The 25773-nt window shown below is 65.7% G+C and carries 18 protein-coding genes; 8 read left to right on the top strand and 10 right to left on the bottom strand.

Going from position 1 to position 25773, the window contains the following annotated elements; translation table 11 throughout:
- Positions 1–42 precede the first annotated feature (42 nt).
- The 4 genes from FQS62_RS10285 (at position 43) to FQS62_RS10300 (ending at position 7517) form a co-directional block, all read left to right on the top strand.
- Positions 43–1683 carry an acetolactate synthase large subunit gene (locus tag FQS62_RS10285; protein WP_088479908.1) on the top strand — a complete coding sequence of 547 codons (1641 nt, stop codon included), beginning with the start codon at positions 43–45 and terminating at the stop codon, positions 1681–1683.
- 267 nt (positions 1684–1950) lie between these two features.
- A complete protein-coding gene (lysS, locus tag FQS62_RS10290; protein ID WP_226053519.1) occupies positions 1951–3447 on the top strand; it encodes a lysine--tRNA ligase in 1497 nt (498 codons plus the stop codon).
- Positions 3448–3652: 205 nt separating this feature from the next.
- Positions 3653–4792 (top strand): cyclic di-GMP phosphodiesterase response regulator RpfG, encoded by a 1140-nt coding sequence (locus FQS62_RS10295; RefSeq protein ID WP_006364528.1) that lies wholly within the window; start codon positions 3653–3655, stop codon positions 4790–4792.
- Complete coding sequence (locus FQS62_RS10300; protein WP_100442754.1) at positions 4785–7517, top strand: response regulator; 2733 nt, start codon at positions 4785–4787, stop codon at positions 7515–7517. Before FQS62_RS10295 ends, FQS62_RS10300 begins: the two co-directional genes overlap by 8 nt.
- A gap of 12 nt (positions 7518–7529) precedes the next feature.
- Here the strand turns inward: FQS62_RS10300 and FQS62_RS10305 are convergent, their stop codons facing one another.
- The 5 genes from FQS62_RS10305 to betI all read right to left on the bottom strand — a co-directional run bounded on the left by FQS62_RS10305 (position 7530) and on the right by betI (position 14398).
- Entirely contained in the window at positions 7530–8399 is an 870-nt protein-coding gene (locus FQS62_RS10305) for a diffusible signal factor synthase RpfF (protein ID WP_088479906.1), read from the bottom strand.
- 201 nt (positions 8400–8600) lie between these two features.
- Positions 8601–10277 (bottom strand): long-chain fatty acid--CoA ligase, encoded by a 1677-nt coding sequence (locus FQS62_RS10310; RefSeq protein ID WP_049444794.1) that lies wholly within the window; start codon positions 10275–10277, stop codon positions 8601–8603.
- 235 nt (positions 10278–10512) lie between these two features.
- Positions 10513–12195, bottom strand: coding sequence for a choline dehydrogenase (betA, locus tag FQS62_RS10315; RefSeq protein ID WP_088479905.1), 1683 nt, complete (start codon positions 12193–12195; stop codon positions 10513–10515).
- Positions 12196–12296: 101 nt separating this feature from the next.
- Entirely contained in the window at positions 12297–13769 is a 1473-nt protein-coding gene (betB, locus tag FQS62_RS10320; RefSeq protein ID WP_208044110.1) for a betaine-aldehyde dehydrogenase, read from the bottom strand.
- 38 nt (positions 13770–13807) lie between these two features.
- Positions 13808–14398 carry a transcriptional regulator BetI gene (gene betI, locus FQS62_RS10325; RefSeq protein WP_208044111.1) on the bottom strand — a complete coding sequence of 197 codons (591 nt, stop codon included), beginning with the start codon at positions 14396–14398 and terminating at the stop codon, positions 13808–13810.
- 170 nt (positions 14399–14568) lie between these two features.
- On the opposite strand from betI, the gene FQS62_RS10330 reads away from it, so the two are divergent.
- Positions 14569–16119: a BCCT family transporter gene (locus FQS62_RS10330; RefSeq protein ID WP_029379823.1), complete on the top strand. Its 1551-nt coding sequence runs from the start codon at positions 14569–14571 to the stop codon at positions 16117–16119.
- A gap of 90 nt (positions 16120–16209) precedes the next feature.
- Here the strand turns inward: FQS62_RS10330 and acnA are convergent, their stop codons facing one another.
- Positions 16210–18963, bottom strand: coding sequence for an aconitate hydratase AcnA (acnA, locus tag FQS62_RS10335; protein ID WP_208044112.1), 2754 nt, complete (start codon positions 18961–18963; stop codon positions 16210–16212).
- Between the two features lie 301 nt (positions 18964–19264).
- Here acnA and FQS62_RS10340 point away from each other — a divergent pair, with 301 nt between their 5' ends.
- The 3 genes from FQS62_RS10340 to acnB are packed head-to-tail and all read left to right on the top strand — an operon-like array spanning position 19265 to position 22529.
- The gene (locus tag FQS62_RS10340) at positions 19265–19489 is read left to right on the top strand and encodes an AbrB/MazE/SpoVT family DNA-binding domain-containing protein (RefSeq protein WP_005409505.1); all 225 of its coding nucleotides are present in this window, start codon (positions 19265–19267) and stop codon (positions 19487–19489) included.
- A gap of 6 nt (positions 19490–19495) precedes the next feature.
- Entirely contained in the window at positions 19496–19894 is a 399-nt protein-coding gene (locus FQS62_RS10345) for a type II toxin-antitoxin system VapC family toxin (protein WP_005409506.1), read from the top strand.
- Positions 19895–19937: 43 nt separating this feature from the next.
- Positions 19938–22529, top strand: a complete 2592-nt coding sequence (gene acnB, locus FQS62_RS10350; protein ID WP_049458028.1) for a bifunctional aconitate hydratase 2/2-methylisocitrate dehydratase — start codon at positions 19938–19940, stop codon at positions 22527–22529.
- An 84-nt stretch (positions 22530–22613) separates the two neighbouring features.
- Here the strand turns inward: acnB and FQS62_RS10355 are convergent, their stop codons facing one another.
- The 4 genes from FQS62_RS10355 to FQS62_RS10370 form a co-directional block, all read right to left on the bottom strand.
- Positions 22614–22985 (bottom strand): hypothetical protein, encoded by a 372-nt coding sequence (locus FQS62_RS10355; RefSeq protein ID WP_099589496.1) that lies wholly within the window; start codon positions 22983–22985, stop codon positions 22614–22616.
- 238 nt (positions 22986–23223) lie between these two features.
- Entirely contained in the window at positions 23224–24297 is a 1074-nt protein-coding gene (locus tag FQS62_RS10360; protein ID WP_208044113.1) for a protein-glutamate methylesterase/protein-glutamine glutaminase, read from the bottom strand.
- A complete protein-coding gene (cheD, locus tag FQS62_RS10365) occupies positions 24294–24890 on the bottom strand; it encodes a chemoreceptor glutamine deamidase CheD (RefSeq protein WP_008264676.1) in 597 nt (198 codons plus the stop codon). The genes FQS62_RS10360 and cheD overlap by 4 nt, the downstream gene beginning before the upstream one ends.
- Complete coding sequence (locus FQS62_RS10370) at positions 24887–25756, bottom strand: CheR family methyltransferase (protein WP_050509861.1); 870 nt, start codon at positions 25754–25756, stop codon at positions 24887–24889. Before FQS62_RS10370 ends, cheD begins: the two co-directional genes overlap by 4 nt.
- Between the last annotated feature and the right edge of the window lie 17 nt (positions 25757–25773).

A 25773-nucleotide genomic window follows, 5' to 3' on the forward strand; every position in this document is an offset into this window, starting at 1 on the left:
GCAACGATCCATCACCAGTCCAGCGAAAAGGACGGCATTCCAATGTCCAAGGGTTCAGATCTGCTTGTCGCCGCGCTTGAGAACGAAGGCGTCGAGCGCATTTTCGGCATTCCCGGCGAAGAGAATCTCGACGTGGTCGAGTCGCTGCGCCATTCCAGCATCGAGCTGGTCATCACCCGCCACGAACAGGCGGCGGTGTTCATGGCAGCCACCTATGGCCGCCTGACCGGCAAGCCCGGCGTGTGCCTGGCCACGCTCGGCCCGGGCGCGCTCAACTTCACCACGGGCGCGGCCTATGCGCTGCTCGGTGCATGGCCGGTCATCATGATCACCGGCCAGAAGGGCATCGTCGCCAGCAAGCAGGCGCGCTTCCAGATCGTCGACATCGTCAGCACCATGAAGCCGCTGACCAAGCAGGCGCGGCAGATCGTCTCCGCGCGCACCATCCCGACGATCGTCCGCGAGGCATTCCGTACCGCGCTGGAAGAGCGCCCGGGCCCGGTGCTGCTGGAGCTGCCCGAAGACATCGCGGCCGATGAGGTCGGGGACGTAGCGCTGATTCCGCCGCACGCGGTGGATCGTCCCATTGCCAGTCCGGAGGCGCTGGACCGCGCGGCGGAGATCATCCGCAACGCCAAGCGACCGTTGTTGATGATCGCTTCTGCGGCGTCGCGGCCGCAGTCCAGCGAAGCGCTGTCGGCGTTCGTGCTGCGTGCCGGTATTCCGTTCTTCACCACGCAGATGGGCAAGGGCGCGGTGGCCGGTGGATCGGGCCTGTACATGGGCACTGCGGCGCTGACCGAGCGCGACTACGTGCACATGGCCATCGACCAGGCCGACGTGATCGTGACCATCGGCCATGAGGTCACCGAGAAGCCGCCGTTCGTGATGCGCCCGGGGGGGCCGACCGTGATCCATATCGGCTATTCGCAGGCGGCGGTGGAGCAGGTGTACTTCCCGCAGGTGGAAGTGATCGGTGATATCGGCCGCGCGCTGACCCAGCTGGCCGACCGTATCGAAGGCGCGGTGCCGAATGCTGACGCGCTGCTGCCGCTGCGCGCGACCATTCTGGAACACCTGGCTGACCGTGCCGAGGAAGCTGGATTCACCCCGCAGCGGCTGGTGCACGACGTGCGCCAGGTGATGCCGCCGGACGGCATCGTGGCGCTGGACAACGGCATGTACAAGATCTGGTTTGCGCGCAATTACCGCACCCAGGTGGCCAACACGCTGCTGCTGGACAACGCGCTGGCGACCATGGGTGCGGGCCTGCCGTCGGCGATCATGGCCTCGATCCTGTATCCGCAGCGGCGGGTGCTGGCGGTGTGCGGTGATGGCGGTTTCATGATGAACAGTCAGGAGCTGGAAACGGCGCGTCGGCTGGGTCTGAACCTGGTGGTGCTGATCCTCAACGACGGCGCCTACGGCATGATCCGCTGGAAGCAGGCGGTGGATGGCTTCACCGACTACGGCATGACCTTCAGCAATCCCGATTTCGTGAAGTATGCCGAGGCCTATGGCTGCAAGGGGCATGAGGTGACGGCCATCGAGCAGTTCATCCCGACGCTGGAGGCGGCCTTCAACGAGGGAGGGGTGCACCTGGTGTCGGTGCCGGTCGATTACTCGGAAAACCAGCGGGTGCTGGTGGACGAGCTGCGGCAGGCGTTTCCCGGCAACGGCTGACGCCGGACCAGGTGCTCCTGTGGGTGCCGACCTTGGTCGACGGACCGCCGGCCAAGGCAGGCGCCTGCCGGGGCATCGGTTCCCCGGAATCCGGTAGGTGTCGACCTTGGTCGACCCACGGACCGCCAACCAAGGTTGGCGGCCATCTGGGCGGGTCCGGCCCAGGGCCGGGGCAGGGCGGTTTTGGTATGCTGGGCAACCGGCTGTGCCGGGCGCAGCATCCCCCCTCACTACACGATTCCCGCAGATCCATGAGCGAAGCTACCGATACCCCCCCCCGTCGACGAAAACAAGTTGATCGCCGAGCGCCGTGAGAAACTCAAAGCGCTGCGTGGGCAGGGCATCGCGTACCCGAACGACTTCCGTCGCGAGGACTTCGCCGGCCGCCTGCAGGATGAATTCGCCGATGCCGAACAGTGGACCGCCGAGGCCCTGGAAGGCAACGGCCGCCAGGTGAAAATGGCGGGCCGCCTGATGGCCAAGCGCATCATGGGCAAGGCCAGCTTCGCGCAGATCCAGGACGAGTCCGGCCGCATCCAGCTGTTCCTGCAGGGCACGGTGCTGGGCGATGCCTATACCGCCTTCAAGGGCTGGGACGTGGGCGACATCATCGCCGTCGAAGGCGGCCTGACCCGTACCAAGACCGGCGAGCTGTCGGTCAAGGCCGAATCGATCCGCCTGCTGACCAAGTCGCTGCGCCCGCTGCCGGACAAGTGGCATGGCCTGGCCGACGTCGAGCAGCGTTACCGCCAGCGTTACGTCGACCTGATCGTGACCCCGGAGTCGCGCGCGGTCTTCATCAAGCGCTCGAAGATCATCCGCGCCATGCGCGCGTGGCTGGACAACCGCGACTTCCTGGAAGTCGAGACGCCGATGATGCATTACATCCCCGGCGGCGCGGCGGCCAAGCCGTTCACCACCCACCACAACGCGCTGGACCTGGACCTGTACCTGCGCGTGGCGCCTGAGCTTTACCTCAAGCGCCTGACCGTGGGTGGCCTGGAGCGCGTGTACGAGATCAACCGCAACTTCCGCAATGAAGGCGTCAGCACCCGCCACAACCCGGAATTCACCATGATGGAGCTGTACGAGGCCTACGCCACGTACAACGAGATCATGGACCTGACCGAAGGCGTGATCCGTGACGTTGCCAAGGCCGTCAACGGTGGCACCGAGGTCGAATGGGACGGCTCGAAGATCGACCTGGGCCCGGCATTCCGCCGCTGGCGCATGGACGAGGCGGTGCGCCATCACAATCCGGAAATCTCCGCCGCGGACTGCACCGACCGTGACGCGCTGCTGCGCCATTGCGAGCGCTTGAAGATCCGCGTCAAGCCGTCTTACGGCTGGGGCAAGCTGCTGCTGGAGATCTTCGAGGCCACTGTCGAGCACACCCTGATCCAGCCGACCTTCATCACCGATCATCCGGTGGAAGTCTCGCCGCTGGCCCGCGCCAACGACAATGATCCGGGTTACACCGACCGCTTCGAGCTGTTCGTCAACGGCAAGGAACTGGCCAACGGCTTCTCCGAGCTGAATGACCCGGAAGACCAGGCCCAGCGCTTCCAGGCCCAGGTGGCCGCGAAGGAAGGTGGCGACGACGAGGCCATGCACTACGACGCCGACTACATCCGTGCGCTGGAGTACGGCATGGCTCCGACCGGCGGCCTCGGCATCGGTGTCGATCGCCTGGTGATGCTGCTGACCGGTAGCAGCTCGATCCGTGACGTGCTGCTGTTCCCGTACATGCGTCCGGAGCAGTAAGTCGTCTTTTTGACTCCTGTTTGTGCGCGCCGTCGCGAAATGAGACGGCGCGATTGACGCCTCCCGCACTCGGCGTATCGTTAATGCACTACCTTGACGTCTGTTGTGGCTTGATCGGCGTCAGGGGGAGTGCGCACTGTGGAGAGTCCGCTTCACAATGTGATGACGATCATGAACCGGGACGCATGACACGGGAGTCAGGCCGATGCAGGGTGCGAGCGTTCGCAGCGGCAGGGTATCCTCGCCTGCTGATGATCCAGCATGGTCGAGAAACCAGGCAGAGTACGCGTTGAACATCGTCATTGTTGACGACCAGACGTCCGCCCGGACGATGCTGCGTCACGTCATCGAGGACATCGCGCCCGAACTGAGCGTGTATGACTTCGGTGATCCGCTGACCGCATTGGCCTGGTGCGAGGCGCATCCGGTCGACCTGCTGCTGCTCGATTACCGCATGCCGGAGATGGACGGGCTGGAATTTGCCCGTCGTTTCCGCCGTCTGCCCAAGCACCGGGACATTCCGGTGATCCTGATCACCGTGGTCGGCGATGAGCCGATCCGGCAGGCCGCGCTGGAAGCGGGCGTCATTGATTTTCTGGTCAAGCCGATCCGCCCACGCGAACTGCGTGCGCGCTGCTACAACCTGCTGCAGCTGCGCCAGCAGACCGAGAACGTGAAGCAGCGGGCGTTGTCGCTGGAGCAGCGCCTGCTGGCGAGCATGCACGAGGTCGAGGAACGCGAACGCGAGACCCTGTCGCGATTGGCGCGGGCGATCGAGTTCCGTGATGCCGGCACCAGCGCCTACCTTGAGCGCATGGCACGCGTGGCGGGGTTGATTGCCGAACAGCTCGGCCTGCCCGAAGACGACGTCCGCCTGATCGAGATGGCGGCGCCGCTGCACGACATGGGCAAGATCGCCATTCCCGATGCGGTGCTGCTCAAGCAGGGCAAGCTCAACGACGAGGAGCTGGCGATCATGCGCCGGCACCCGCGGATTGGCCATGAGCTGCTCAGTGGCAGCCAGAACCGTTTCATCCAGGTCGGTGCGCTGATCGCGCTGCGCCACCACGAGCGCTATGACGGCAGTGGCTATCCTGATGGCCTGGTCGGTGAGGCGATCCCGCTGGAAGCGCGCATCGTCGCCGTCGCCGACGTTTTTGATGCCCTGATTTCGCCCCGTCCGTACAAGGAAGCATGGACCATGGAAGCCACACTGGCTTATCTGTACGCCCAGCGTGGCCGCCTGTTCGATCCACGTTGCGTGGATGCGCTGATGCGCGGCCACCAGCAGTTGATGGATATCTGCGCCCAGCACTCGACGGCATCGACGCGACCGGGTGGGTGACGTGCAGGACCTGTTCGCACGCGTGAAGCGCCGGTTGGCGCAGCGTCCGGATTCGGAGCATGGCCAGGCGATCGTGCGAGTGGCGCTGATCTCGCTGATCCTGGTCTATGTGCTCCTGTCGGGCGCTCGACTGCACCGCCTGGAGCAGTACCAGGGCGTGCTGGCAACGGTGTTGACCGGGATGGGCCTGTCGCTGCTGCTGTTCGGCTGGCTGCTGTGGAAGCCTGACCGCTCCGATCCACGGCGGGCCATCGGGATGCTGGCCGACTATGGCCTGATCGCAGTCGGCATGATCCAGATGGGCGAACCGCTGGCGTGGGTGTATGCGGTGGTGATGTGGGTCACGGTGGGCAACGGCCTGCGCTTCGGGTCGCGTTACCTGGCCGCTGCCATCGTGCTGGCGATGGTCAGTTTCGGCACTACCGTGCTGTTGACCCCTTACTGGCAGGCCAACCTGGGCCTGGCCATTTCCCTGTGGTTGGGGTTGCTGGCAGTACCGTTGTGCTGCTCCTCCCTGCTGCGCCGAAGGATGCGACATCCGACCATGGATACGACTCCCGCCGCTGGCTCCGACAAGCGCTCGCTGCTGGCCCGCTTCAAGCAGCGCCTGTCCGGGCGCGAGGACAGCGAGCACGCGCAGAACCTGATCCGCATCATCATCACGGCGCTGTTCATCAGCTATCTCGGCTGGCGCTCGCTGAGTGGTGGCGGTGAGGCGCTGACGGCGACCTGGCTGATCCTCGCTTTCGAGCTGACCATCTCCGCCGGCCTGCTGACCGCGATCCTGGTCAATCCGGGCGTGTCGCATGTGCGCCGGGTGATCGGCATGCTGACCGACTACACCTGCATGGCCTGGATCATGACGATCCAGGGCGAGCCGGCCGCGCCGCTGTATGCGGTGATGCTGTGGGTGACGATCGGCAACGGCATGCGCTACGGCAGCACCTACCTGCGTGTGGCCACGGCCATGGGCTGCCTCGCCTTCCTGTGTACGGTGATGCTGTCGCCGTACTGGCGTAGCCACGATTATCTGGGCTGGGGCCTGCTGCTGGGCCTGGGCGCGATTCCGCTGTACTTCGATTCGCTGCTGCATGCCTTGACCCGGGCGGTGGCCGAGGCACGCCAAGCCAACGAAGCCAAGAGCCGCTTCCTGGCCAACATGAGCCATGAGTTCCGCACGCCGTTGAACGGGCTGGCCGGCATGACCGAAGTGCTGGCCACCACCCGCCTGGACGACGAACAGCGCGAGTGCCTGAACACCATCCAGGCTTCGACCCGCAGCCTGCTGGCGCTGGTGGAAGAGGTGCTGGACATCTCCGCGATCGAAGCCGGCAAGGTGCGCGTGGAGTGGCACGAGTTCGCGCTGGCCGACGTGCTGCAGGCAATCAACCTGATCCTGACCCCGCAGACCCGTTCCAAGTCGCTCGATTATCGCGTGCAGGTGGACGACAACGTGCCGCCGCGCCTGCTGGGTGATGCCGGGCATCTGCAGCAGATCCTGCTGAACCTGATGGGCAATGCGGTCAAGTTCACCGACAGCGGTTACGTGCATCTGCGCGTGTCCAGCCCCGATGCGCTGGGCAGCGAGCGGATGCGGCTGCGATTCGAGATCGTCGATACCGGCATCGGCGTACCTGTGGCGTTGCGCGGGCGCCTGTTCAATGCCTTCGAACAGGGCGATGTCGGCCTTGCCCGACGCCATGAAGGCACCGGTCTGGGCACCGCCATTGCCAAGGGCCTGGTGGAATCGATGGGCGGGCAGGTCGGCTATGCGCCGAACAGCCCGCGCGGCAGCGTGTTCTGGGTCGAGATCACACTGGACGTCGCAGACACCTCTTCAGCCCCGACGGTTCCGTCCGAGGTGGCTGAAGCCGGCAATGTCATCGCGTTTTCCAACCCCTTCCTGCGCCATCGCGCACGGGTGCGCAGCCTGCGGGTTCTGGTGGCCGACGACCATGAAGCCAACCGCATGGTGCTGCAGCGGTTGCTGGAGAAGGCCGGCCACAAGGTTACCTGCGTCAATGGCGGTGCCGAAGTGCTCGATGCGTTGGAGCAGGCCAGTTACGACGCCGCGATCGTCGATCTGCACATGCCCGGCATGAGCGGACTCGACCTGCTCAAGCAGCTGCGGGTGATGCAGGCCAGTGGCATGCCTTACGTGCCGGTCATGGTGCTGAGCGCGGACGTCACCCCCGAATCGATCCTGCGTTGCGAGCAGGCCGGTGCCCGCGCCTTCCTTGCCAAGCCCGTGGTGGCCACCCGCCTGCTGGAAGTGCTGGCCGATGTTGCCGCCAACACCCGCGCCGAGTCCGGCATCCAGTCGGTGCCGGCACTGCCGGTCGGCGATGGCGTGCTCGATACCGCTGTACTGGATGAGTTGGCATCACTGGGCATGGGCGATGGCTTCGAACGCAAGTTCATCGACCAGTGCCTGGCGGACGTGGACGCGAGCATGGGCCAGCTGCAGGGCTGCGGCGAGCGCCAGGCGTGGGAGGATTTCCGCGAGCACGCCCACGCGCTGCGTGGCGTGGCGAGCAACCTGGGGCTTGTCCAGGTTGCCGCCTCCAGTGGCGAAATCATGCGCATGGCGGACTGGCAGCTTAAGGGTGAATGGAGCTCCCGCCTCGGCAACCTGGCGACCGCGCTGCGCAACGGCAGGAATGCGTTGGCCGCCCGTAGTGCGGGGGCACCACACCGCGACGACAGCGAGCGCAGCCCGTCCTGACCCGCCAGACGATCAGGCCGGGTCGCCATTGCGCCGGGCCTGCGCCCGTACCAGCCGATCCATGGTGCGCAGGGACTTCTCGCCCAGCTGCATGGCGGTGTCCACCCAGATCTCGGTGATCCGCATCATTTCATGCAGCGGCACCATGGTGGCGATCTCGTTGACCTCACGCATCGCCGCCCACGCGTGCGGAATGCGCCGGCTTTCCTTGATCACCTGTTCGACTGCGGCAACGCCTTCGCCCACCGGCACCACGATGTCGACCAGGCCCATTTCCTTCAGCTGGCTGGCGGTGTAAAGGTTGCCTTCCAGCATGATCTTCTCGGCCAGTCGTGGGCTGATCCGCTGGCACAGGAAGGAGTAGGCGCCCATGCCCGGGAACAGGTCGAACAGCACCTCCGGCAGGCCCATCAGCACGCCTTCCTCGGCGACGATGGTGTGGCAGCTGAGTGCAGCCTCGAAGCCGCCACCCAGTGCATTGCCCTGGACCAGGGCGATGCTGTGGGCACGGGTTCCCAGGCCGGCATGGAAGGCATGCACGCCGCGCACGCAGCGCTGGGCATAGTCGAGCAGGCGGGCGCGGTCGCCTTCGCGGATCAGGCGGCAGAACAGTTCCAGGTCGCCGCCCAAGTTGAATACGTCACTGTCCGAGGCAAGAACGACATGGGGTGACAGAGCGTGCGAGGCGCTGAGGCGATCGCCCAGTTCGTGCTGGTAGTCGACGATGTCATCGACCAGGCGCGAGGCGAAGCACGGGCGGCCCGGCTGGTTGACCAGGTTGGCGTGCATGTGGATCCAGTAGACATCCCGCTCGGGCTCTTCGGTGATGCGCAGGGTAGGGTGCTGCGAGGGGCGGGTGATGATGGGGCGTACTGCGGACATGGGAGTTCTCCGTGTGACCGTCCGGCCAACCGCAGAGCGGACGGAGAGGAGTGGAGGGGGCGAGCTGAACGTGCGGCGGCGACTGATTCTATGCACCCGTCGTGAACCGCCCGCAAGCACTGAACCGGCCATGTTCCGGCAAAAAAAAAGACCCCGTCGTCTCCGGCGGGGTCCCTGTCCTGCTCGCTTGCCCGGAAACCCTTACTGGGCGGGCGTATCACGCAGCTCGCGACGGAGAATCTTGCCGACGTTGGTCTTCGGCAGCTCTTTTCGGAATTCTACGATTCTGGGGTGCTTGTAACCGGTCAGGTTTGCCCGCGCATGTTCCTTGACCATTTCCGCGGTCAGGTTCGGGTCCTTCTTCACGATCACGACCTTGACCACTTCGCCGGACTTCTCGTCCGGGACACCGACGGCAGCGACTTCCAGCACGCCCGGCATCATCGCGATGACGTCTTCGACCTCGTTCGGGTACACGTTGAAGCCGGACACCAGGATCATGTCCTTCTTGCGGTCGACGATGTAGAAGAAGCCCTGTTCGTCCATCTTCGCCATGTCGCCGGTGTGCAGCCAGCCGTCGGCGTCGATGGCGGTGGCGGTTTCCTCCGGCCGCTGCCAGTAGCCCTTCATCACCTGCGGGCCCTTGATGCACAGCTCGCCCACTTCGCCCAGCGCCAGGATGTTGCCGTTGTCGTCCTTGATACAGGCGTCGGTGGACGGGATCGGCAGACCGATGGCGCCGTTGTACTCGGGCAGGGTGAGCGGGTTGATGCAGGCTGCCGGCGAGGTTTCGGTCAGGCCATAGGCTTCGACCAGGGTCACGCCGGTCACCTTCTTCCAGCGTTCGGCCACGGCACGTTGAACCGCCATGCCACCGCCCAGGGTGAACTTGACCGACGAGAAGTCGATCTCGTCGAAGCCCGGAGTGTTGAGAAGGCCGTTGAACAGCGTGTTGACGCCGGTGATGGCGGTGAAGCGGGTGCCCTTGAGCTCCTTGACGAAGCCCTTCATGTCGCGCGGGTTGGTGATCAGGTGGTTGCAGCCACCGAACTTCATGAAGACCAGCCCGTTCGCGGTCAGCGCGAAGATGTGGTACAGCGGCAGGGCAGTAATGATCACTTCCTTGCCCGGCTCGATGCCCGAGGTCGACAACCATGCCGACGCCTGCTGCATGTTGGCGATCAGGTTGCGGTTGGTCAGCATCGCGCCCTTGGCAACGCCGGTGGTACCGCCGGTGTACTGCAGGAAGGCAATGTCGTCGTGGTCGATCTCGACCTTCGGAAGCGTATGGCGGCTGCCCAGCTTGAGCGCCTGCTTGAAGCGGACGGCGCCCTTGATGTGGTAGTTGGGAACCATCTTCTTGACGTACTTCAGCACGAAGTTGACGATCGCGCCCTTGGCACCGAGCAGGTCGCCCAGGCCGGTGGTGATCACGTGCTTGACCGGCGTATCGGCGATGACCTGCTCGACGGTGTCGCCGAAGTTGTCGACCACCACCAACGCACTGACGCCGGCGTCGACCAGCTGGTGCTTGAGTTCGCGCGCGGTGTACAGCGGGTTGACGTTGACCACGGTCAGGCCGGCGCGCAGCACGCCGAAAGTGGCCACCGGGTACTGCAGGCAGTTGGGCATCATCAGGGCGACGCGGTCGCCCTTCTTGAGCTTGAGCTCACCCAGCAGGTAGGCGGCGAACCGGGTGACCAGCGCATCGGTCTCACCGTAGGTGAGCACCTTGCCGAAGCTGGAGTAGGCGGGGCGGTCGCGGAATTTCGCGACGGAAGCGTCGAAGACCGAGGCGACCGAATGGAACTCGTTGACGTCGATTTCGGCGGGAACGCCTTTCGGATAGCTCTGCAGCCAGGGACGATCCAGACTCATATTCCCCCTCCAGGAATCGTGATGTTTTAGGTTTCGGCCCTGAGCGTAGCGACAATGGCCGTTCATTGCAGCATACCCCGCCGTAGGGAAAACGCGAAGAGGGGTTCGCGGAGGCTGCAACGGTAGGTGCCGACCTTGGTCGGCACGGGATTGCGAGGGGGGCGCTGTGGAGATGTGCCCACCAAGGTGGGCACCTACCGGTTTGGGGTGTGAGTCGGCAGAAGGGCCGTCTGCGTCAGCCCTGCTTACGCACCGGTGCACCATTGGCCTTGTAGTACGGCGCAGTGCTGCGCGCCAGCGGGGTGCGGCCGCGGATCACGTCGGCCAGCTTCTCGGCCATCATGATGGTCGGCGCGTTGAGGTTGCCGGTCACCACCTGCGGCATGATCGAGGCATCGACGATGCGCAGGCCTTCCAGCCCGTGCACGCGGCCCTGGCTATCCACCACCGCCATCGGGTCATCGGCGTGGCCCATCTTGTTCGAGCACGACGGGTGGTAAGCGGTCTCGGCATGTTCGCGCACGAACGCATCGATCTGCGCATCGGTCTGCAGCGCGCTGCCCGGGGAAATCTCGCGGCCGCTGTACGGTGCCAGCGCCGGCTGCGCGAAGATCTCGCGGGTGATGCGGATCGCCGCGCGGAACTCGCGCCAGTCCTGGTCGTGCGACATGTAGTTGAACAGGATGCTCGGATGTTCGCGCGGATCCTTCGAACGCACATGGATGCGGCCGCGGCTGGGCGAGCGCATCGAACCGACGTGCATCTGGAAGCTGTGCGCCTTGATCGGGTTGGAGCCGTTGTAATTGATGGCCACCGGCAGGAAGTGGTACTGCAGGTTCGGCCAGTCGAATTCGGCGTCGCTGCGGATGAAGCCACCGGCCTCGAACTGGTTGCTGGCGCCGATGCCGGTGCCCAGGAACAGCCACTCGGCACCGATCGCCGGCTGGTTGTACAGCTTCAGTGCCGGCGCCAGCGAGACCGGCTTCTTGCACTCGTACTGCAGGTACATCTCCAGGTGATCCTGCAGGTTGGCGCCGACGCCCGGCAGGTGGTGCACCAGGTCGATGTCCAGGCTGCGCAGCAGGTCGGCCGGGCCGACACCCGAGCGCTGCAGGATCTGCGGCGAGGCGATAGCGCCGCCACACAGCAGCACTTCGCGGCGCGCGGTGGCACGCTGCGGCTGGTCGTTGTGCAGCCACTGCACGCCCACCGCACGCTTGCCCGAGAACAGGATGCGGTCGGTCAGCGCGTGGGTGACGATGGTCAGGTTCGGGCGCGGCTTGGCCAGGTCCAGGTAACCACGGGCGGTGCTGGAGCGACGGCCCTTCGGGGTCACCGTGCGGTCCATCGGGCCGAAGCCTTCCTGCTGGTAGCCGTTCAGATCGTCGGTGCGCGGGTAGCCAGCCTGCACGCCGGCTTCGACCATCGCAGCGAACAGTTCGTTGTTGCCGGCCTTCGGCGTGGTCACGCGCAGCGGGCCGTCGCCACCGTGGTAGTCGTTGGGGCCGATGTCACGGGTTTCCGCCTTGCGGAAGTACGGCAGGCAGTCCAGGTAGGTCCAGTCTTCCAGGCCCGGCATGCTGGCCCAGTTGTCGTAATCCATCGCGTTGCCACGGATGTAGCACATGCCGTTGATCAGCGACGAGCCGCCCAGGCCCTTGCCGCGGCCGCAGTCCATGCGGCGGTTGTTCATGAAGGGCTCGGGATCGGTCTTGTACGCCCAGTTGTAGCGCTTGCCCTGCAGCGGGAAGGCCAGTGCCGCCGGCATCTGGGTACGGAAGTCGAGCCGGTAGTCCGGGCCACCGGCTTCCAGCAGCAGCACGCTGACATCGGCATCTTCGGTGAGGCGGGTAGCCAGCACGTTGCCGGCCGAACCGGCGCCGATGATGATGTAGTCGTACTCGTTATGGGTGCTCATGGGTGTCTCCTGCAGGCCGGGGCGCGCTGCGTGCAGGCGTCCCGGCGGAATGTCGGATCGGCGCGGTGGCCGGACGAGGGGGCGTGCTCGGGGCGCGCCGGTCAGAACACGCTGGCGTAGTCGCCCAGTTCCACCTGCACCGACTTGATGCGGGTGTAGTGGCCAAGGGTCGAGATGCCGTTTTCGCGGCCGACGCCGGATTCCTTGTAGCCACCGACCGGCATTTCGGCCGGCGATTCGCCCCAGGTGTTGATCCAGCAGATGCCGGCTTCCAGGCGGTGGATGATGCGGTGGGCGCGGCTGACGTCCTTGCTGACCACGCCGGCGGCGAGGCCGAAGGTGGTGTCATTGGCGCGACGCACCACTTCGTCTTCGTCGTCGTAGGCGAGGATGCTCATCACCGGCCCGAAGATCTCTTCCCGGACAATCGTCATGTCATCGCGGCAGTCGGAGAACACGGTCGGCAGCACGTAGGCGCCATTGGCCAGCGCGCCCTCGGTGGCACGGCCACCGCCGGTCAGCAGGCGGGCGCCTTCGGCCTTGCCGCTTTCGATGTAGCGCAGCACGTTTTCCATGTGCGGGAAGCTGGTCAGCGGGCCGAAGTTGGTTTCGGCGGCCATCGGGTCGCCGATGCGGATGCGCTTGACGCGCTCGACCACGGCGGCCTCGAATGCAGCCAGCATGCTGCGCGGCACGAACACGCGGGTGCCGTTGGTGCAGACCTGGCCGGAGCTGAAGAAGTTGGCCATCACCGCGATGTCGGCGGCGCGGTCCAGATCGGCGTCATCGCAGATCACCAGCGGCGACTTGCCGCCCAGTTCCATGGTCACTTCCTTCAGCGACGAGGAGGCGGCGCTGGCCATCACCTTCTTGCCGGTGGCGACGCCGCCGGTGAAGGAGATCTTCTCGATCACCGGGTGCTCGGTCAGCCACTGGCCGATCTCGCGGCCCGGACCCTGAACGACATTGAACACGCCGGCCGGCAGGCCGGCTTCGGTGTAGATCTCGGCCAGCCGGATCGCGGTCAACGGGGTTACTTCCGACGGCTTGAACACCATCGCGTTGCCGGCAGCCAGGGCCGGCGCCGACTTCCACATGGCGATCTGGATCGGGTAGTTCCAGGCACCGATGCCAGCGACCACGCCCAGCGGCTCGCGACGGGTGTAGAAGAAGCTCGATTCGCGCAGCGGCAGCTGGATGCCTTCGATGGCGGTGGCCAGGCCAGCGTAGTACTCCAGCACGTCGGCACCGGTGACGATGTCCACCGTGGTGGTTTCGGCCAGCGCCTTGCCGGTATCCAGGGTTTCCAGGTGGGCCAGCTCGTCGTTGCGCTCACGCAGGAGCTCGACCGCGCGGCGCAGGATGCGCGAACGCTCCATGGCCGTCATCGCCGCCCACACCTTCTGGCCTTCGGCCGCGCTCTGCACGGCGCGCTCGACGTCGGCCTGGCTGGCGACCTGCACTTCAGCGATCACCTCACCGGTGGCCGGGTTGACGGTCTTGAAGGTCTTGCCGCTGGTGGCATCGACGCGCTGGCCGTGGATGTAGAGCTGTTGGACGGGCAGGGTGGTCATGGGGCGTACTCCTTGGAAGGGGGCGGGTGCTGAAGCGCTTATAGCGCGACAGCCTGCAACTGGAAGTCGATGTAGCCGTAAGCGATGCGCCGGGACTTCTCGGCATTGAACTGGCCGCCGACCAGGCTGCCGCGCAGCCACAGGCCATCGATCATCGCGGCCAGGCCGCGGGCGGCCAGGCGGGCCTGCGGGTGGGGCAGCAGGCGGTTGAACTGGTGGCACAGGTTGGAGAACAGGCGCTGGTCGTTGGCGCGCTGCAGCCGGGCCAGTTCCGGCTGGTGCATGCTCGCGGCCCAGAAGGTGAGCCAGACGCGCATGGCGGTGCCGTTGATCTGGCTGTCGTCGAAGTTGCCATCGACGATGGCGCGCAGCTGCTCGAGCGGGTCGTCGCTGGCGTCGGCGCGGTAGCGGGCGACGGCGTCCTTCAGCTCACGCAGGATCTGCCGCATTGCAGCATTGAGCAGGCCGTCCTTGTCGCCGAAGTAGTGGGCGACGATGCCGCTGGACAGCCCTGCCTTCTTCGCGATGGTGGCGACGGTCGCATCGGCCATGCCGATCTCGTCGATGGTCTGGAAAGTGGCCCGGATCAGCTGCTCGCGCCGTACCGGTTCCACGCCTTTCTTCGGCATTGTCTCTCCACGGATTGCGACCCGAAGGATCGGGCTGCCTGCCATTATGCTTTTTATTGATTGAACGTTCAATCAATAAACCCTAGGATGCGCTCGCGCCCCACGCCATGGGCCCGGTTTACCGGTCCGGCCCCGCCCATGTGCTCCCTCGGACTTGATGAGACGACCCCATGTCTTCCCTGGCTCATCCCAAGCGTTCGCCCCTGCGCTTGAACCGTTTTGTCTTCTTCAGCTCCTCGGTGTCGATCGGCATCCTCGGGCTGCTCACCGTTCTCTATCCCGAAGGCAGCGAGCACTGGCTGCAATGGGCGCAGGCCGAGGTGTCGGCCGCGTTCGGCTGGTGGTACATGCTGCTGATCGTGCTGTGCCTGGGCTTCGTGCTGTGGCTGGCGTTCTCGCCGTATGGCCGCATCCGCCTGGGCCACAACGAGGAATCACCGGCCTTCGGCTACGTCGCCTGGGTCTCGATGCTGTTCTCGGCCGGCATCGGCATCGCGCTGCTGTACTACGGCGCCTACGAGCCGCTGGACCATTTCCTCAATCCGCCCGGGCAGCCCGGCGGCACCGTGGCCGCCGGCCGCGAGGCGATGGTGCTGACCTTCCTGCACTGGGGCCTGCACGGCTGGGCGCTGTATGCGCTGGTCGGCGTGGCGCTGGGCTATTTCGCCTACCGCCGCGATCTGCCGCTGGCGCTGCGCTCGGCGCTGTACCCGATCTTCGGTGAGCGCATCCATGGCCGCATCGGCGACATGGTGGATGGCTTCGGCATCCTGGCCACGCTGATCTCGATGGTGACCAACCTCGGCATCGGCGCGCTGGTGGTGCAGTCCGGCCTGGTCTACCTGTTCCACATCCCGGATACGCCGCAGGTGCTGGTGGCGATCGTGCTGGTGATGATGGTGGTGGCCACCATCGGCGTGGTTGCAGGCGTGGAAAAGGGCATTGCCTGGCTCTCCAACCTCAACGTGCGCCTGCTGTGCGGCCTGCTGCTGTTCGTGCTGGTCACCGGCCCGACCCTGCACCTGTTCGACGGCTTGATCCAGAACACCGGCGATTACCTCGGTGCGTTCGTGCGCAAGAGTTTCGACATGTACCTCAACGACCCGAAGGGGCGTGAGTGGATGGGCTCGTGGACGCTGTTCTACTGGGCCTGGTGGATCGCCTGGGCGCCGTTCGTCGGCCTTTTCGTGGCGCGCATCTCGCGGGGCCGCACCATCCGCGAGGTGATCATGGGCGTGCTGCTGATCCCGCTCGGCTTCACCCTGGCGTGGCTGTCGATCTTCGGCAACACCGCCATCGACCTGGTGCTCAACCATGGCCAGGCGATCCTGGGTGACGTGGCCCAGCACGATGCGGCGATGACGCTGTTCAAGCTGCTGGAATACCTGCCCGGCGCGCCGTACGTGGCCGGTGCTGCGGTGGTGATTGGCTTCGTGCTGTTCCTGACCCCGGTCGATTCGGGCACGCTGATGATCGCCAACCTGTGTACCCGTCGCGTTGACGATGGCGTGGAAGATGGGCATGACGCGCCGATCTGGCTGCGCGTGTTCTGGGCGGCGGGTATCACCGTGGCCAGCGTTGGCCTGCTGCTGGCCGGCAACTTCAGCGCGATGCAGACGGCGGTGGTGCTGTGCGGCCTGCCGTTCTCGTTCACCCTGGCGTTCTACATGTGGGGCCTGCTGAAGGCGCTGCGCACCGACCCGGACGCACCGCGCCGCTGAGCGCTTCCGCAGAGCCGAGCCCATGCTCGGCTCCACAGGAGACATCGCAAACGGAAAGGGCCGGATCCGTGCGGATCCGGCCCTTTTTCGTTACTTGCTGGCCAGCTGGCGCAGCACGTACTGCAGCAGACCGCCATGACGGAAGTACTCGACTTCCTTCGGGGTCAGCAGCATCACCGAGACCTCAAAGGTCTTCCTGGTGCCATCGGCCTTGGTGGCGGTGACCGTGGCGCGCTTGCTGGCACCGTCCTGCAGGCCGGTGATGTCGATCACTTCCGAGCCGTCCAGGCCCAGGCTCTGCGCATTCTCGCCGTTGCGGAACTGCAGCGGCAGCACGCCCATCCCGACCAGGTTGGAACGGTGGATGCGCTCGAAGCTCTCGGCGATGACCGCCTTCACTCCCAACAGCAGGGTGCCCTTGGCCGCCCAGTCGCGCGACGAGCCGGTGCCGTATTCCTTGCCGGCCAGCACTACCAGCGGCACCTTGTCGGCCTTGTACTTCATGGCCGCATCGTAGATCGCCAGCTTCTCCGGCTGGCCGCCGCCGGCCGGGTAGTACAGGGTGTTGCCGCCTTCCTCGCCACCGAACATCAGGTTCTTGATGCGGATGTTGGCGAAAGTGCCGCGGACCATCACGTCATCGTTGCCGCGGCGGCTGCCGTAGCTGTTGAAGTCGGCCGGCTGCACGCCGCGCTCCTGCAGGAAGCGGCCCGCCGGCGAGTCCTTCTTGATGTTGCCGGCCGGGGAGATGTGGTCGGTGGTGATCGAATCGCCGAACAGGCCCATCACGCGTGCACCATGCACGTCGTCGATGCTGCCGGTCTGCATGGTCATGCCATCGAAGTACGGCGGGTTCTTGATGTAGGTGGAGGCATCGCTCCACTCGTACAGGTTGCCGTCCGGCGAGGCGATGGTGTTCCAGCGGGTGTCACCCTTGAACACGTCGGCGTAGTTCTGCTTGAACATCTCCGGGCCGATGGTCGCGGCGATGACATCGCCGATTTCCTTGTTGCTCGGCCAGATGTCGCGCAGGAACACCGGCTGGCCATCGCTGCCGGTACCGAGCGGCTGGGTGGTCAGGTCGATGTCGGTGGTGCCGGCGATGGCGTAGGCCACCACCAGCGGCGGACTGGCCAGGTAGTTCATCTTCACTTCGGGGTGCACGCGGCCCTCGAAGTTGCGGTTGCCGGACAGCACCGAGGTGACCACAAGATCGCCGGCGGCGATGCCGGCGCTGACTTCGGTCGGCAGCGGGCCGGAGTTGCCGATGCAGGTGGTGCAGCCGTAGCCGACCACGTAGAAGCCGATCTTCTCCAGTTCCTTCAGTACGCCGGCCTTTTCCAAGTAGTCGGTGACCACGCGCGAGCCTGGGCCGAGCGAGGTCTTCACCCACGGCTGGCGGTTCAGGCCCTTGGCGGCCGCGTTGCGGGCCAGCAGGCCGGCACCGATCATCACCGCCGGGTTGGAGGTGTTGGTGCAGGAGGTGATGGCCGCGATGACCACCGCGCCGTCCTTCAGCCGCACCTTGCGGCCTTCGATCTCGATGTCGGCGAAGCCCTTGGCCAGCTGCTCGTTGCCGACCGCGGCGCCACCGCCCTCATTGACGAACGAGGAGACATCGTCGCTGCGCTTGTCGCGGTTGGTGGTCAGGCCAACCAGCGCTTCGCGGTAGTTCCTCTGTACGTCCTCCAGCAGCACGCGGTCCTGCGGGCGCTTGGGGCCGGCCAGCGACGGCTTCACCGTGCCCATGTCCAGTTCCAGCGTGGTGCTGTACTGCGCGTGCGGGCTGCCCGGCTCGTGCCACAGGCCCTGCGCCTTGGCGTAGGCTTCGACCAGATCGATCTGTTCTTCGCTGCGGCCGGACAGGCGCAGGTAGTTCAGCGATTCGGCGTCGATCGGGAAGATGCCGCAGGTGGCGCCGTATTCCGGGGCCATGTTGCCGATGGTGGCACGGTCGGCCAGCGGCAGGTGCTGCAGGCCATCACCGTAGAACTCTACGAACTTGCCGACCACGCCGAGCTTGCGCAGCATCTGGGTAACGGTCAGCACCAGGTCGGTGGCGGTGGCGCCCTCGGGCAGCTTGCCGGTCAACTTGAAGCCCACCACCTGCGGGATCAGCATCGACGACGGCTGGCCGAGCATGGCCGCCTCGGCCTCGATGCCGCCCACGCCCCAGCCGAGCACGCCGATGCCGTTGATCATGGTCGTGTGGCTGTCGGTGCCGAACACGGTATCGGGGTAGGCCACCGCCTTGCCATCCTTGTCCGCGGTCATCACCACGCGAGCCAGGTTTTCCAGATTCACCTGGTGCACGATGCCGGTGTTGGGCGGCACCACCTTGAAGTTGTCGAAGGCCTTCTGGCCCCAGCGCAGGAAGCCGTAGCGTTCCTGGTTGCGCTGGAATTCGATCTTGCCGTTGAGGTCCAGCGCGTCGGGCTTGCCGAACACATCGACCTGCACCGAGTGGTCGATGACCAGTTCGGAGGGGATCTGCGGGTTGATCTGCTCCGGCGAGCCGCCGAGCTTGACCACCGCATCGCGCATCGCGGCCAGGTCGACCACGCAGGGTACGCCGGTGAAGTCCTGCAGGACCACGCGCGCCGGCATGAAGGCGATCTCGGTGTCCGGTTCCGCCGCCGGGTTCCAGCGGGCCACGGCTTCGATGTGGTCCTTGCCGACGGTGATGCCGCCATCCTCGTGCCGGAGCAGGTTCTCCAGCAGGATCTTCATCGAGTAGGGCAGGTGGGAGATGTCGAAGCGCTGGCCCAGCGTGGGCAGGCTGAAGTAGTCGTAGGTCTTGTCGCCGACGTTCAGCTGGCTTCGGGTGGAGAACGAATCGCTCATGCGGGGTAACTCCTTCTTGCGGATGGCTTGCAGTGGCCCGCGCATGGGCGGACCTGCTTGCGTTTGCCGCGGGCCTGGTGGCCCCGGAAGTTCCAGTATGAACCCGAAACTGAATGGATTCACCCGGGCCGGGTTCGGCCTGCGGCATCGGTTCCAGACTACAGGGGCGGGTGTATGGCGTATGTCACGTTTGTGGCCGATCCTTTGCGAGGCAAGGGCTGGCGGGGTGCCGGTCCTGTTCAGGGTGGAAGTATGCCCAAGGAAGTATGTATAATTTGTGCATACTCTGGAGGGCCTACCGATGGAAGCCACTGTTGCAGAACGCGGACAGATCACCCTGCCCAAGGCGGTGCGTGATGCCCTCGGCCTGACCAAGGGCACGCTGCTGAAGGTCGAACTGGACGGCAGCCGCATCATCCTGCGCAAGAGTGTTGACGATGCCATTTCACGGGCGCGCGGCAAGTTCGCGCTGGACGGCTTTGAGTCGTCCGACGCGGCGGTGCGTGCGGTGCGTGACGAGGAATAAGCCGTGATGATCGCCGTCGATTCGCCGGTACTGGTCGAGCTGCTCAGCAATGGTCCGCAGGCCGATGCGGTGGAAGCCATCCTCCGGCAGAGCCTGGTCGGCGGCCGCGTGGTGGTCTGTGGCGCGACCCTGGCCGAAGTCTGCGCATCGCTGCGCGGCGGTGCCGAAGTGCTGGAAGCGCTGGAAGAGATGGGCGTGCACTTCAACCCGATGGAAGCCAAGTCGGCGCTGCGCGCCGGCGAGATGCACCGTCGTCATCGCCAGCGCGGCGGCAGCCGTCGCAGTCTGGACGAATTCATGGTCGGCGCCCACGCACTGCTGCAGTGCGACGGCCTGATCACCTGGAACGACACGTTTTACCGCGACTACTTCAAGGGCCTGAAGCTGATCGTGCCGCAAGCCTGAGCCCACATTGTTTTTTCAACCTACGCATTACCCGGGAGTTGTCATGTTGGAAGCCTACCGCCACCACGTCGCCGAGCGCGCTGCGCTTGGCATCCCGCCGCTGCCGCTGAGCGCGCAGCAGACGGCCGATGTCATCGAACTGCTGAAGAACCCGCCGCAGGGCGAGGCCGAGTTCCTGCTCGACCTGCTGACCCATCGCGTGCCGGCCGGCGTCGATGACGCGGCCAAGGTCAAGGCCTCCTACCTGGCCGCGATCGCCCTGGGCAGCGAGCAGAACCCGCTGATCAGCCGCGAGCGCGCCACCGAACTGCTGGGCACCATGCTGGGCGGTTACAACGTCGCGCCGCTGGTGCAGCTGCTGGACGACGCCAGCGTCGGCACCATCGCCGCCAACGGTCTGAAGAAGACCCTGCTGGTGTTCGATGCCTTCCATGACGTGCAGGAAAAGGCCAAGGCCGGCAACGCCAACGCCCAGGCCGTGCTGCAGAGCTGGGCCGATGCCGAGTGGTTCACCAGCAACCCGGAAGTGCCGCAGAGCCTGACCGTCACCGTGTTCAAGGTGCCGGGTGAGACCAACACCGACGACCTGTCGCCGGCGCCGGACGCGACCACCCGTCCGGACATTCCGATGCACGCCCTGGCGATGCTGAAGAACAAGCGCGACGATGCGCCGTTCACCCCGGAAGAAGACGGCAAGCGCGGCCCGATCCAGCAGATCCTGTCGCTGAAGGACAAGGGCCACCTGGTCGCCTATGTCGGCGACGTGGTCGGTACCGGCTCCTCGCGCAAGTCGGCCACCAACAGCGTGCTGTGGTGGACCGGTGATGACATTCCGTTCATCCCGAACAAGCGCGCCGGTGGCGTCTGCCTGGGTTCGAAGATCGCCCCGATCTTCTACAACACCATGGAAGATGCCGGCGCACTGCCGATCGAGCTGGACGTGTCGAAGATGGAGCACGGCGATGTGGTCGAGCTGCGTCCGTACGAAGGCAAGGCGCTGAAGAACGGTGAAGTGATCGCCGAGTTCCAGGTCAAGTCCGAAGTGCTGTTCGACGAAGTGCGTGCCGGTGGCCGCATTCCGCTGATCATCGGCCGTGGCTTGACTGGCAAGGCGCGCGAAGCGCTGGGCCTGGCCCCGACCGATTTGTTCCGCCTGCCGGTGCAGCCGGTCGACACCGGCAAGGGCTTCTCGCTGGCGCAGAAGATGGTCGGCCGCGCCTGTGGCCTGCCGGAAGGCCAGGGCATGCGCCCGGGCACCTACTGCGAACCGAAGATGACCTCGGTCGGCTCGCAGGACACCACCGGCCCGATGACCCGTGACGAGCTGAAGGACCTGGCCTGCCTGGGCTTCTCGGCCGACCTGGTGATGCAGTCGTTCTGCCACACCGCCGCTTACCCGAAGCCGGTGGACGTGAAGACCCACCACACCCTGCCGGAGTTCATCTCCACCCGTGGCGGCGTCTCGCTGCGCCCGGGCGACGGCGTGATCCACAGCTGGCTCAACCGCATGCTGCTGCCGGACACCGTCGGTACCGGTGGTGACTCGCACACCCGTTTCCCGGTGGGTATTTCGTTCCCGGCCGGTTCGGGCCTGGTCGCCTTCGCTGCTGCCACCGGCGTGATGCCGCTGGACATGCCGGAGTCGGTGCTGGTGCGCTTCAAGGGCAAGATGCAGCCGGGCGTGACCCTGCGTGACCTGGTCAACGCGATCCCGCTGTACGCGATCAAGTCCGGGCTGCTGACCGTGGCCAAGGCCGGCAAGAAGAACATCTTCTCCGGCCGCATCCTGGAAATCGAAGGCCTGCCGGAGCTGAAGGTCGAACAGGCGTTCGAACTGTCCGACGCCTCGGCCGAGCGTTCGGCGGCCGGTTGCTCGGTGCGCCTGAACAAGGAGCCGATCATCGAGTACCTGACCAGCAACATCACGCTGCTGAAGTGGATGATTGCCGAGGGGTACCAGGATCCGCGCTCGCTGCAGCGCCGTATCGAGAAGATGGAAGCGTGGCTGGCCAACCCGGAGCTGCTGGAGCCGGATGCCGACGCCGAGTACGCCGCCGTCATCGAGATCGACCTGGCCGACATCCACGAGCCGATCGTGGCCTGCCCGAACGACCCGGACGACGTGAAGACCCTGTCCGAAGTGGCCGGCGCCAAGATCGACGAAGTGTTCATCGGTTCGTGCATGACCAACATCGGTCACTTCCGTGCGGCGGCCAAGCTGCTGGAAGGCAAGCGCGACCTGCCGACCCGCCTGTGGGTGGCCCCGCCGACCAAGATGGATGCCTCGGAGCTGACCAAGGAAGGCGTGTACGGCACCTTCGGCGCCACCGGTGCACGCATGGAAATGCCGGGCTGCTCGCTGTGCATGGGCAACCAGGCACAGATCCGTGAAGGCTCCACCGCGATGTCGACCTCGACCCGCAACTTCCCGAACCGTCTGGGCCGCAACACCAACGTGTACCTGGGTTCGGCCGAACTGGCCGCGATCTGCTCGCGTCTGGGCCGCATCCCGACCAAGGAAGAGTACATGGCCGATGTGGGCGTGATCGCCGCCAGCGGCGCGGAGATCTACCGCTACATGAACTTCGACCAGATCGAGGAATACCAGGACGTGGCCAAGACGGTCGCTGCCTGATGCGGTAGTGCCGGCCGCTGGCCGGCATCCCGTTGAAACGAAGAACCCCCGGTGAAAGCCGGGGGTTTTTGTCTGCTGCATCCGCTATTGCACGGTCCAGTCTGCGTTGCCCTGCAACCGACGGCCGCCGATCAGCACGTAGCCGCGCTTACCGGAGACATCCATCTCGAACCAGGGCAATCCATCACGGTCAAGTGGACGCACGTAGGCCTGGCGCTTTGCACGGTTGAACTCGATGTAGTAGCGGCGATGCACGTTGGGATACGGCGGGATCAACGCGCCTTTCCAGCTGACGCTTACCGCGCCGGGGTCTTCGCGACCCACCAGCATCAGCATGAAGAACGCATCACCCTGCTTGGCCTCGAAGTAGAACAGATCGCCACTGGCGCTGGCGGGTGCCAGTGGCAATGAAAGCAGTACGGTCGCCAGGGCGGCCTTCCATATGCCTTTGATCATGTGCAGCATTCCTTGTGCAATACCGCTATCAAAGCACACATGCGGGTAGCGCGTTGAAACGAAGAACCCCGATGAAAGCCGGCACCTTTTCTTGTTGCCTGATGGCCTGTAGCGCCGAGTCCATGCTTGGCTGCTGTTCGTGCGATGCGCGATGAGTCGAGCGCGGCTCGACTCTACAAAGGCATCCACGCATGGCGTGGATCTACTGCCCGCGGAGTCGTTGAGCCGCGGCGCGCAATCAGCCGCGGGCGAGCGCCAGCAATCGCTCGGCAATCCGTTCCAGCGGCACCTGTTCCTCGGCGGCGCCGAGCTTGAACGCTGCACCGGGCATGCCCCAGACCACGCTGGTGGCCTCGTCCTGCACCAGCGTCGGTGCGCCGGCGCGACGCATTTCCAGCAGACCACGGGCGCCGTCATCGCCCATGCCGGTGAGGATGGCGCCGATGGCGTTGCCGCCGGCGTTCTGCGCGACCGAGCGGAACAGCACGTCCACCGCTGGCTTGTGCCGGTTCACCGCAGGGCCGTCGTCGACGCGGCAGCGCCAGCGCGCACCGTCGCGGATGATCCGCAGGTGCTTGCCGCCGGGTGGCAGGTAGGCATGGCCGGGCAGCACGGCTTCGCCATCGCTGGCCTCCCGTACGGCCATGGCCGAGTGGCGGTCCAGGCGTTCGGCGAAGGCCGTGCTGAAGCTGGCCGGCAGATGCTGGGTCATCACCACGGCCGGGCCATCGGCGGGCATTCCTTCCAACACCACGCGCAGGGCTTCGGTGCCACCGGCTGACGAGCCGATCGCGATCAGGCGGTCGGTGGTACGGAACTGCGGCGCGGCGGGGCGCATCGCAGGCGCGGCTTCCAGCAGGAGCTTCGGTGCGGCAGCGCGCACCAGCGGACGCACCCGCGAGCGCGCCGCCATCTTGACCTTGGCGATGATCTCGTCGGCGTAGGCCTGCAGGCCGCGCGCAACGTCCAGCTTCGGCTTGGAGACGAAATCCACCGCACCCAGTGCCAGCGCCTGCAGGGTGGTGTCGGCGCCACGTTCGGTCAGCGAGGAGATCATCACCACCGGCAGCGGGTGCAGGCGCATCAGGTTCTCCAGGAACGCCAGGCCGTCCATGCGCGGCATTTCCACGTCCAGGGTGATCACGTCCGGGGCCAGGCGCTTGATCTTCTCGCGTGCCAGCAGCGGGTCGGCGGCGGTGCCGACCACGTCGATGGATGGATCGCTGGACAGTATCTCGGTGAGCATCTGGCGCACCACGGCGGAGTCGTCGACGATCAGGACCCGGCAGGGGGCGTTGCCGGTCAGGGTCATTCGAACAACTCCACGCCACCGGTGACCGGGGCCTTGGACAGGCGCGCACGCACGGCCGATTCGGTGGCAGCCACTTCGGCTTCGTGGGCATGCGGCAGGCGCTGCACCACCACGCGGCCGGTATCGGCGAAGAACCAGATCTTGCGCGGATGGATGCCGCACAGGTCCTCGGCGATGATCGGAATATGCTCGGCCTGGAGGTACTGGCGCACGAACTCGGCGTTACGGGTACCGACCGGATTGCTGGTGAATCCCTTGAGCACGTTGGCGCCGCCGAACACCTTGGCCTCGATGCGCTTGCGGTGTGCGCCGCGCTTGAGCATGTCGTTGATCAGCAGTTCCATCGCATAGCTGCCATAGCGCGCGGGTGCGCCGTCGCCGGCGTTGCCTTCGGGCAGCAGGAAATGGTTCATGCCACCGATTTTCAGCACCGGGTCGCGCAGGCAGGCGGCCACGCAGGAACCCAGCGTTGTGGTCAGCGCGGTGGTGTCGTCCACCACCAGGTACTGGGTCGGCAGCAGCTTGGCGGCGATGGTCTTGAAGCGCGCATCCTGGTAGCGCATCACATCATCGGTACGCAGTGAGGCGTTCATGCACCGGCCTTTGCCGCACGGCGGTACAGGGTGCGGCCGCAGGGCTGGATCAGGTCGGCGGCGTGCAGGTAATTCTCCGAGTGCCCGGTATAGAGCAGGCCATCATCGGACAGGTGCTGGACCAGGCGACCGAGGATGGCACGCTGGGTCGGCTTGTCGAAGTAGATCATCACGTTGCGGCAGAACAGCGCGTCGAATGGTCCGCCGACGTCGTAGCGCGGGGCGAGCAGGTTCAGCGGGCGGAACTCGATCAGTTCGCGCAGCGCCGGCAGCACGCGGCACTGACCCTCGTTGGGGCCGCTGCCGCGCTGGAAGTAGCGGCGGCGCAGGTCCGGATCGAGGCTGGTGACGCGATCGATGTTGTAGACGCCACGACCGGCGGTGGCCAGCACCTGGGTATCGACGTCGGTGGCGATGATGCGTACCGGCGGTTTCAGGGTGCCGAAGGCCTCGCAGGCGGTGATCGCCATCGAGTAGGGCTCTTCGCCGGTGGACGCCGCGCACGACCACAGCAGCAGCGGCGTGCGGCTGGAGCGCTGCTGCAGCTCCTCGCGCAGCTTGTCGAAGTGATGCGGTTCGCGGAAGAACGAGGTCAGGTTGGTGGTCAGGGCGTTGGTGAACGCCTGCCACTCGTCACCATCTTCCTGCTCCAGATGGTCCAGATACTGCTGGAAGCTGCGCATGCCCAGCGTGCGCAGGCGGCGCGACAGGCGGCCATAGACCATGTCGCGCTTGGCCGGAGCGAGGGCGATGCCCACGCGCTGGTAGATCAGGTCGCAGACGCGGCGGAAATCACGGTCGGCGAACTCGAATTCGCGCGGGCCGGTGACGATGGGAGTAGGACTTTGCACGGGGGACGTGTCCATCGGCAGAGGCGGCGGCC

The organism is Stenotrophomonas sp. SBJS02 (assembly GCF_020428325.2).
Classification (GTDB): Bacteria; Pseudomonadota; Gammaproteobacteria; order Xanthomonadales; family Xanthomonadaceae; genus Stenotrophomonas; species Stenotrophomonas africana.

Bases quoted from the DNA above. Each gene is read 5' to 3' on its own strand.
- FQS62_RS10285 (WP_088479908.1), top strand. From the start codon at position 43: ATGTCCAAGGGTTCAGATCTGCTTGTCGCCGCGCTTGAGAACGAAGGC.
- FQS62_RS10295 (WP_006364528.1), top strand. From the start codon at position 3,653: ATGCAGGGTGCGAGCGTTCGCAGCGGCAGGGTATCCTCGCCTGCTGAT.
- FQS62_RS10305 (WP_088479906.1), bottom strand. From the start codon at position 8,399: ATGTCCGCAGTACGCCCCATCATCACCCGCCCCTCGCAGCACCCTACC.
- FQS62_RS10310 (WP_049444794.1), bottom strand. From the start codon at position 10,277: ATGAGTCTGGATCGTCCCTGGCTGCAGAGCTATCCGAAAGGCGTTCCC.
- betA (WP_088479905.1), bottom strand. From the start codon at position 12,195: ATGAGCACCCATAACGAGTACGACTACATCATCATCGGCGCCGGTTCG.
- betB (WP_208044110.1), bottom strand. From the start codon at position 13,769: ATGACCACCCTGCCCGTCCAACAGCTCTACATCCACGGCCAGCGCGTC.
- betI (WP_208044111.1), bottom strand. From the start codon at position 14,398: ATGCCGAAGAAAGGCGTGGAACCGGTACGGCGCGAGCAGCTGATCCGG.
- FQS62_RS10330 (WP_029379823.1), top strand. From the start codon at position 14,569: ATGTCTTCCCTGGCTCATCCCAAGCGTTCGCCCCTGCGCTTGAACCGT.
- acnA (WP_208044112.1), bottom strand. From the start codon at position 18,963: ATGAGCGATTCGTTCTCCACCCGAAGCCAGCTGAACGTCGGCGACAAG.
- FQS62_RS10340 (WP_005409505.1), top strand. From the start codon at position 19,265: ATGGAAGCCACTGTTGCAGAACGCGGACAGATCACCCTGCCCAAGGCG.
- FQS62_RS10345 (WP_005409506.1), top strand. From the start codon at position 19,496: ATGATCGCCGTCGATTCGCCGGTACTGGTCGAGCTGCTCAGCAATGGT.
- acnB (WP_049458028.1), top strand. From the start codon at position 19,938: ATGTTGGAAGCCTACCGCCACCACGTCGCCGAGCGCGCTGCGCTTGGC.
- FQS62_RS10355 (WP_099589496.1), bottom strand. From the start codon at position 22,985: ATGATCAAAGGCATATGGAAGGCCGCCCTGGCGACCGTACTGCTTTCA.
- FQS62_RS10360 (WP_208044113.1), bottom strand. From the start codon at position 24,297: ATGACCCTGACCGGCAACGCCCCCTGCCGGGTCCTGATCGTCGACGAC.
- cheD (WP_008264676.1), bottom strand. From the start codon at position 24,890: ATGAACGCCTCACTGCGTACCGATGATGTGATGCGCTACCAGGATGCG.
- FQS62_RS10370 (WP_050509861.1), bottom strand. From the start codon at position 25,756: ATGGACACGTCCCCCGTGCAAAGTCCTACTCCCATCGTCACCGGCCCG.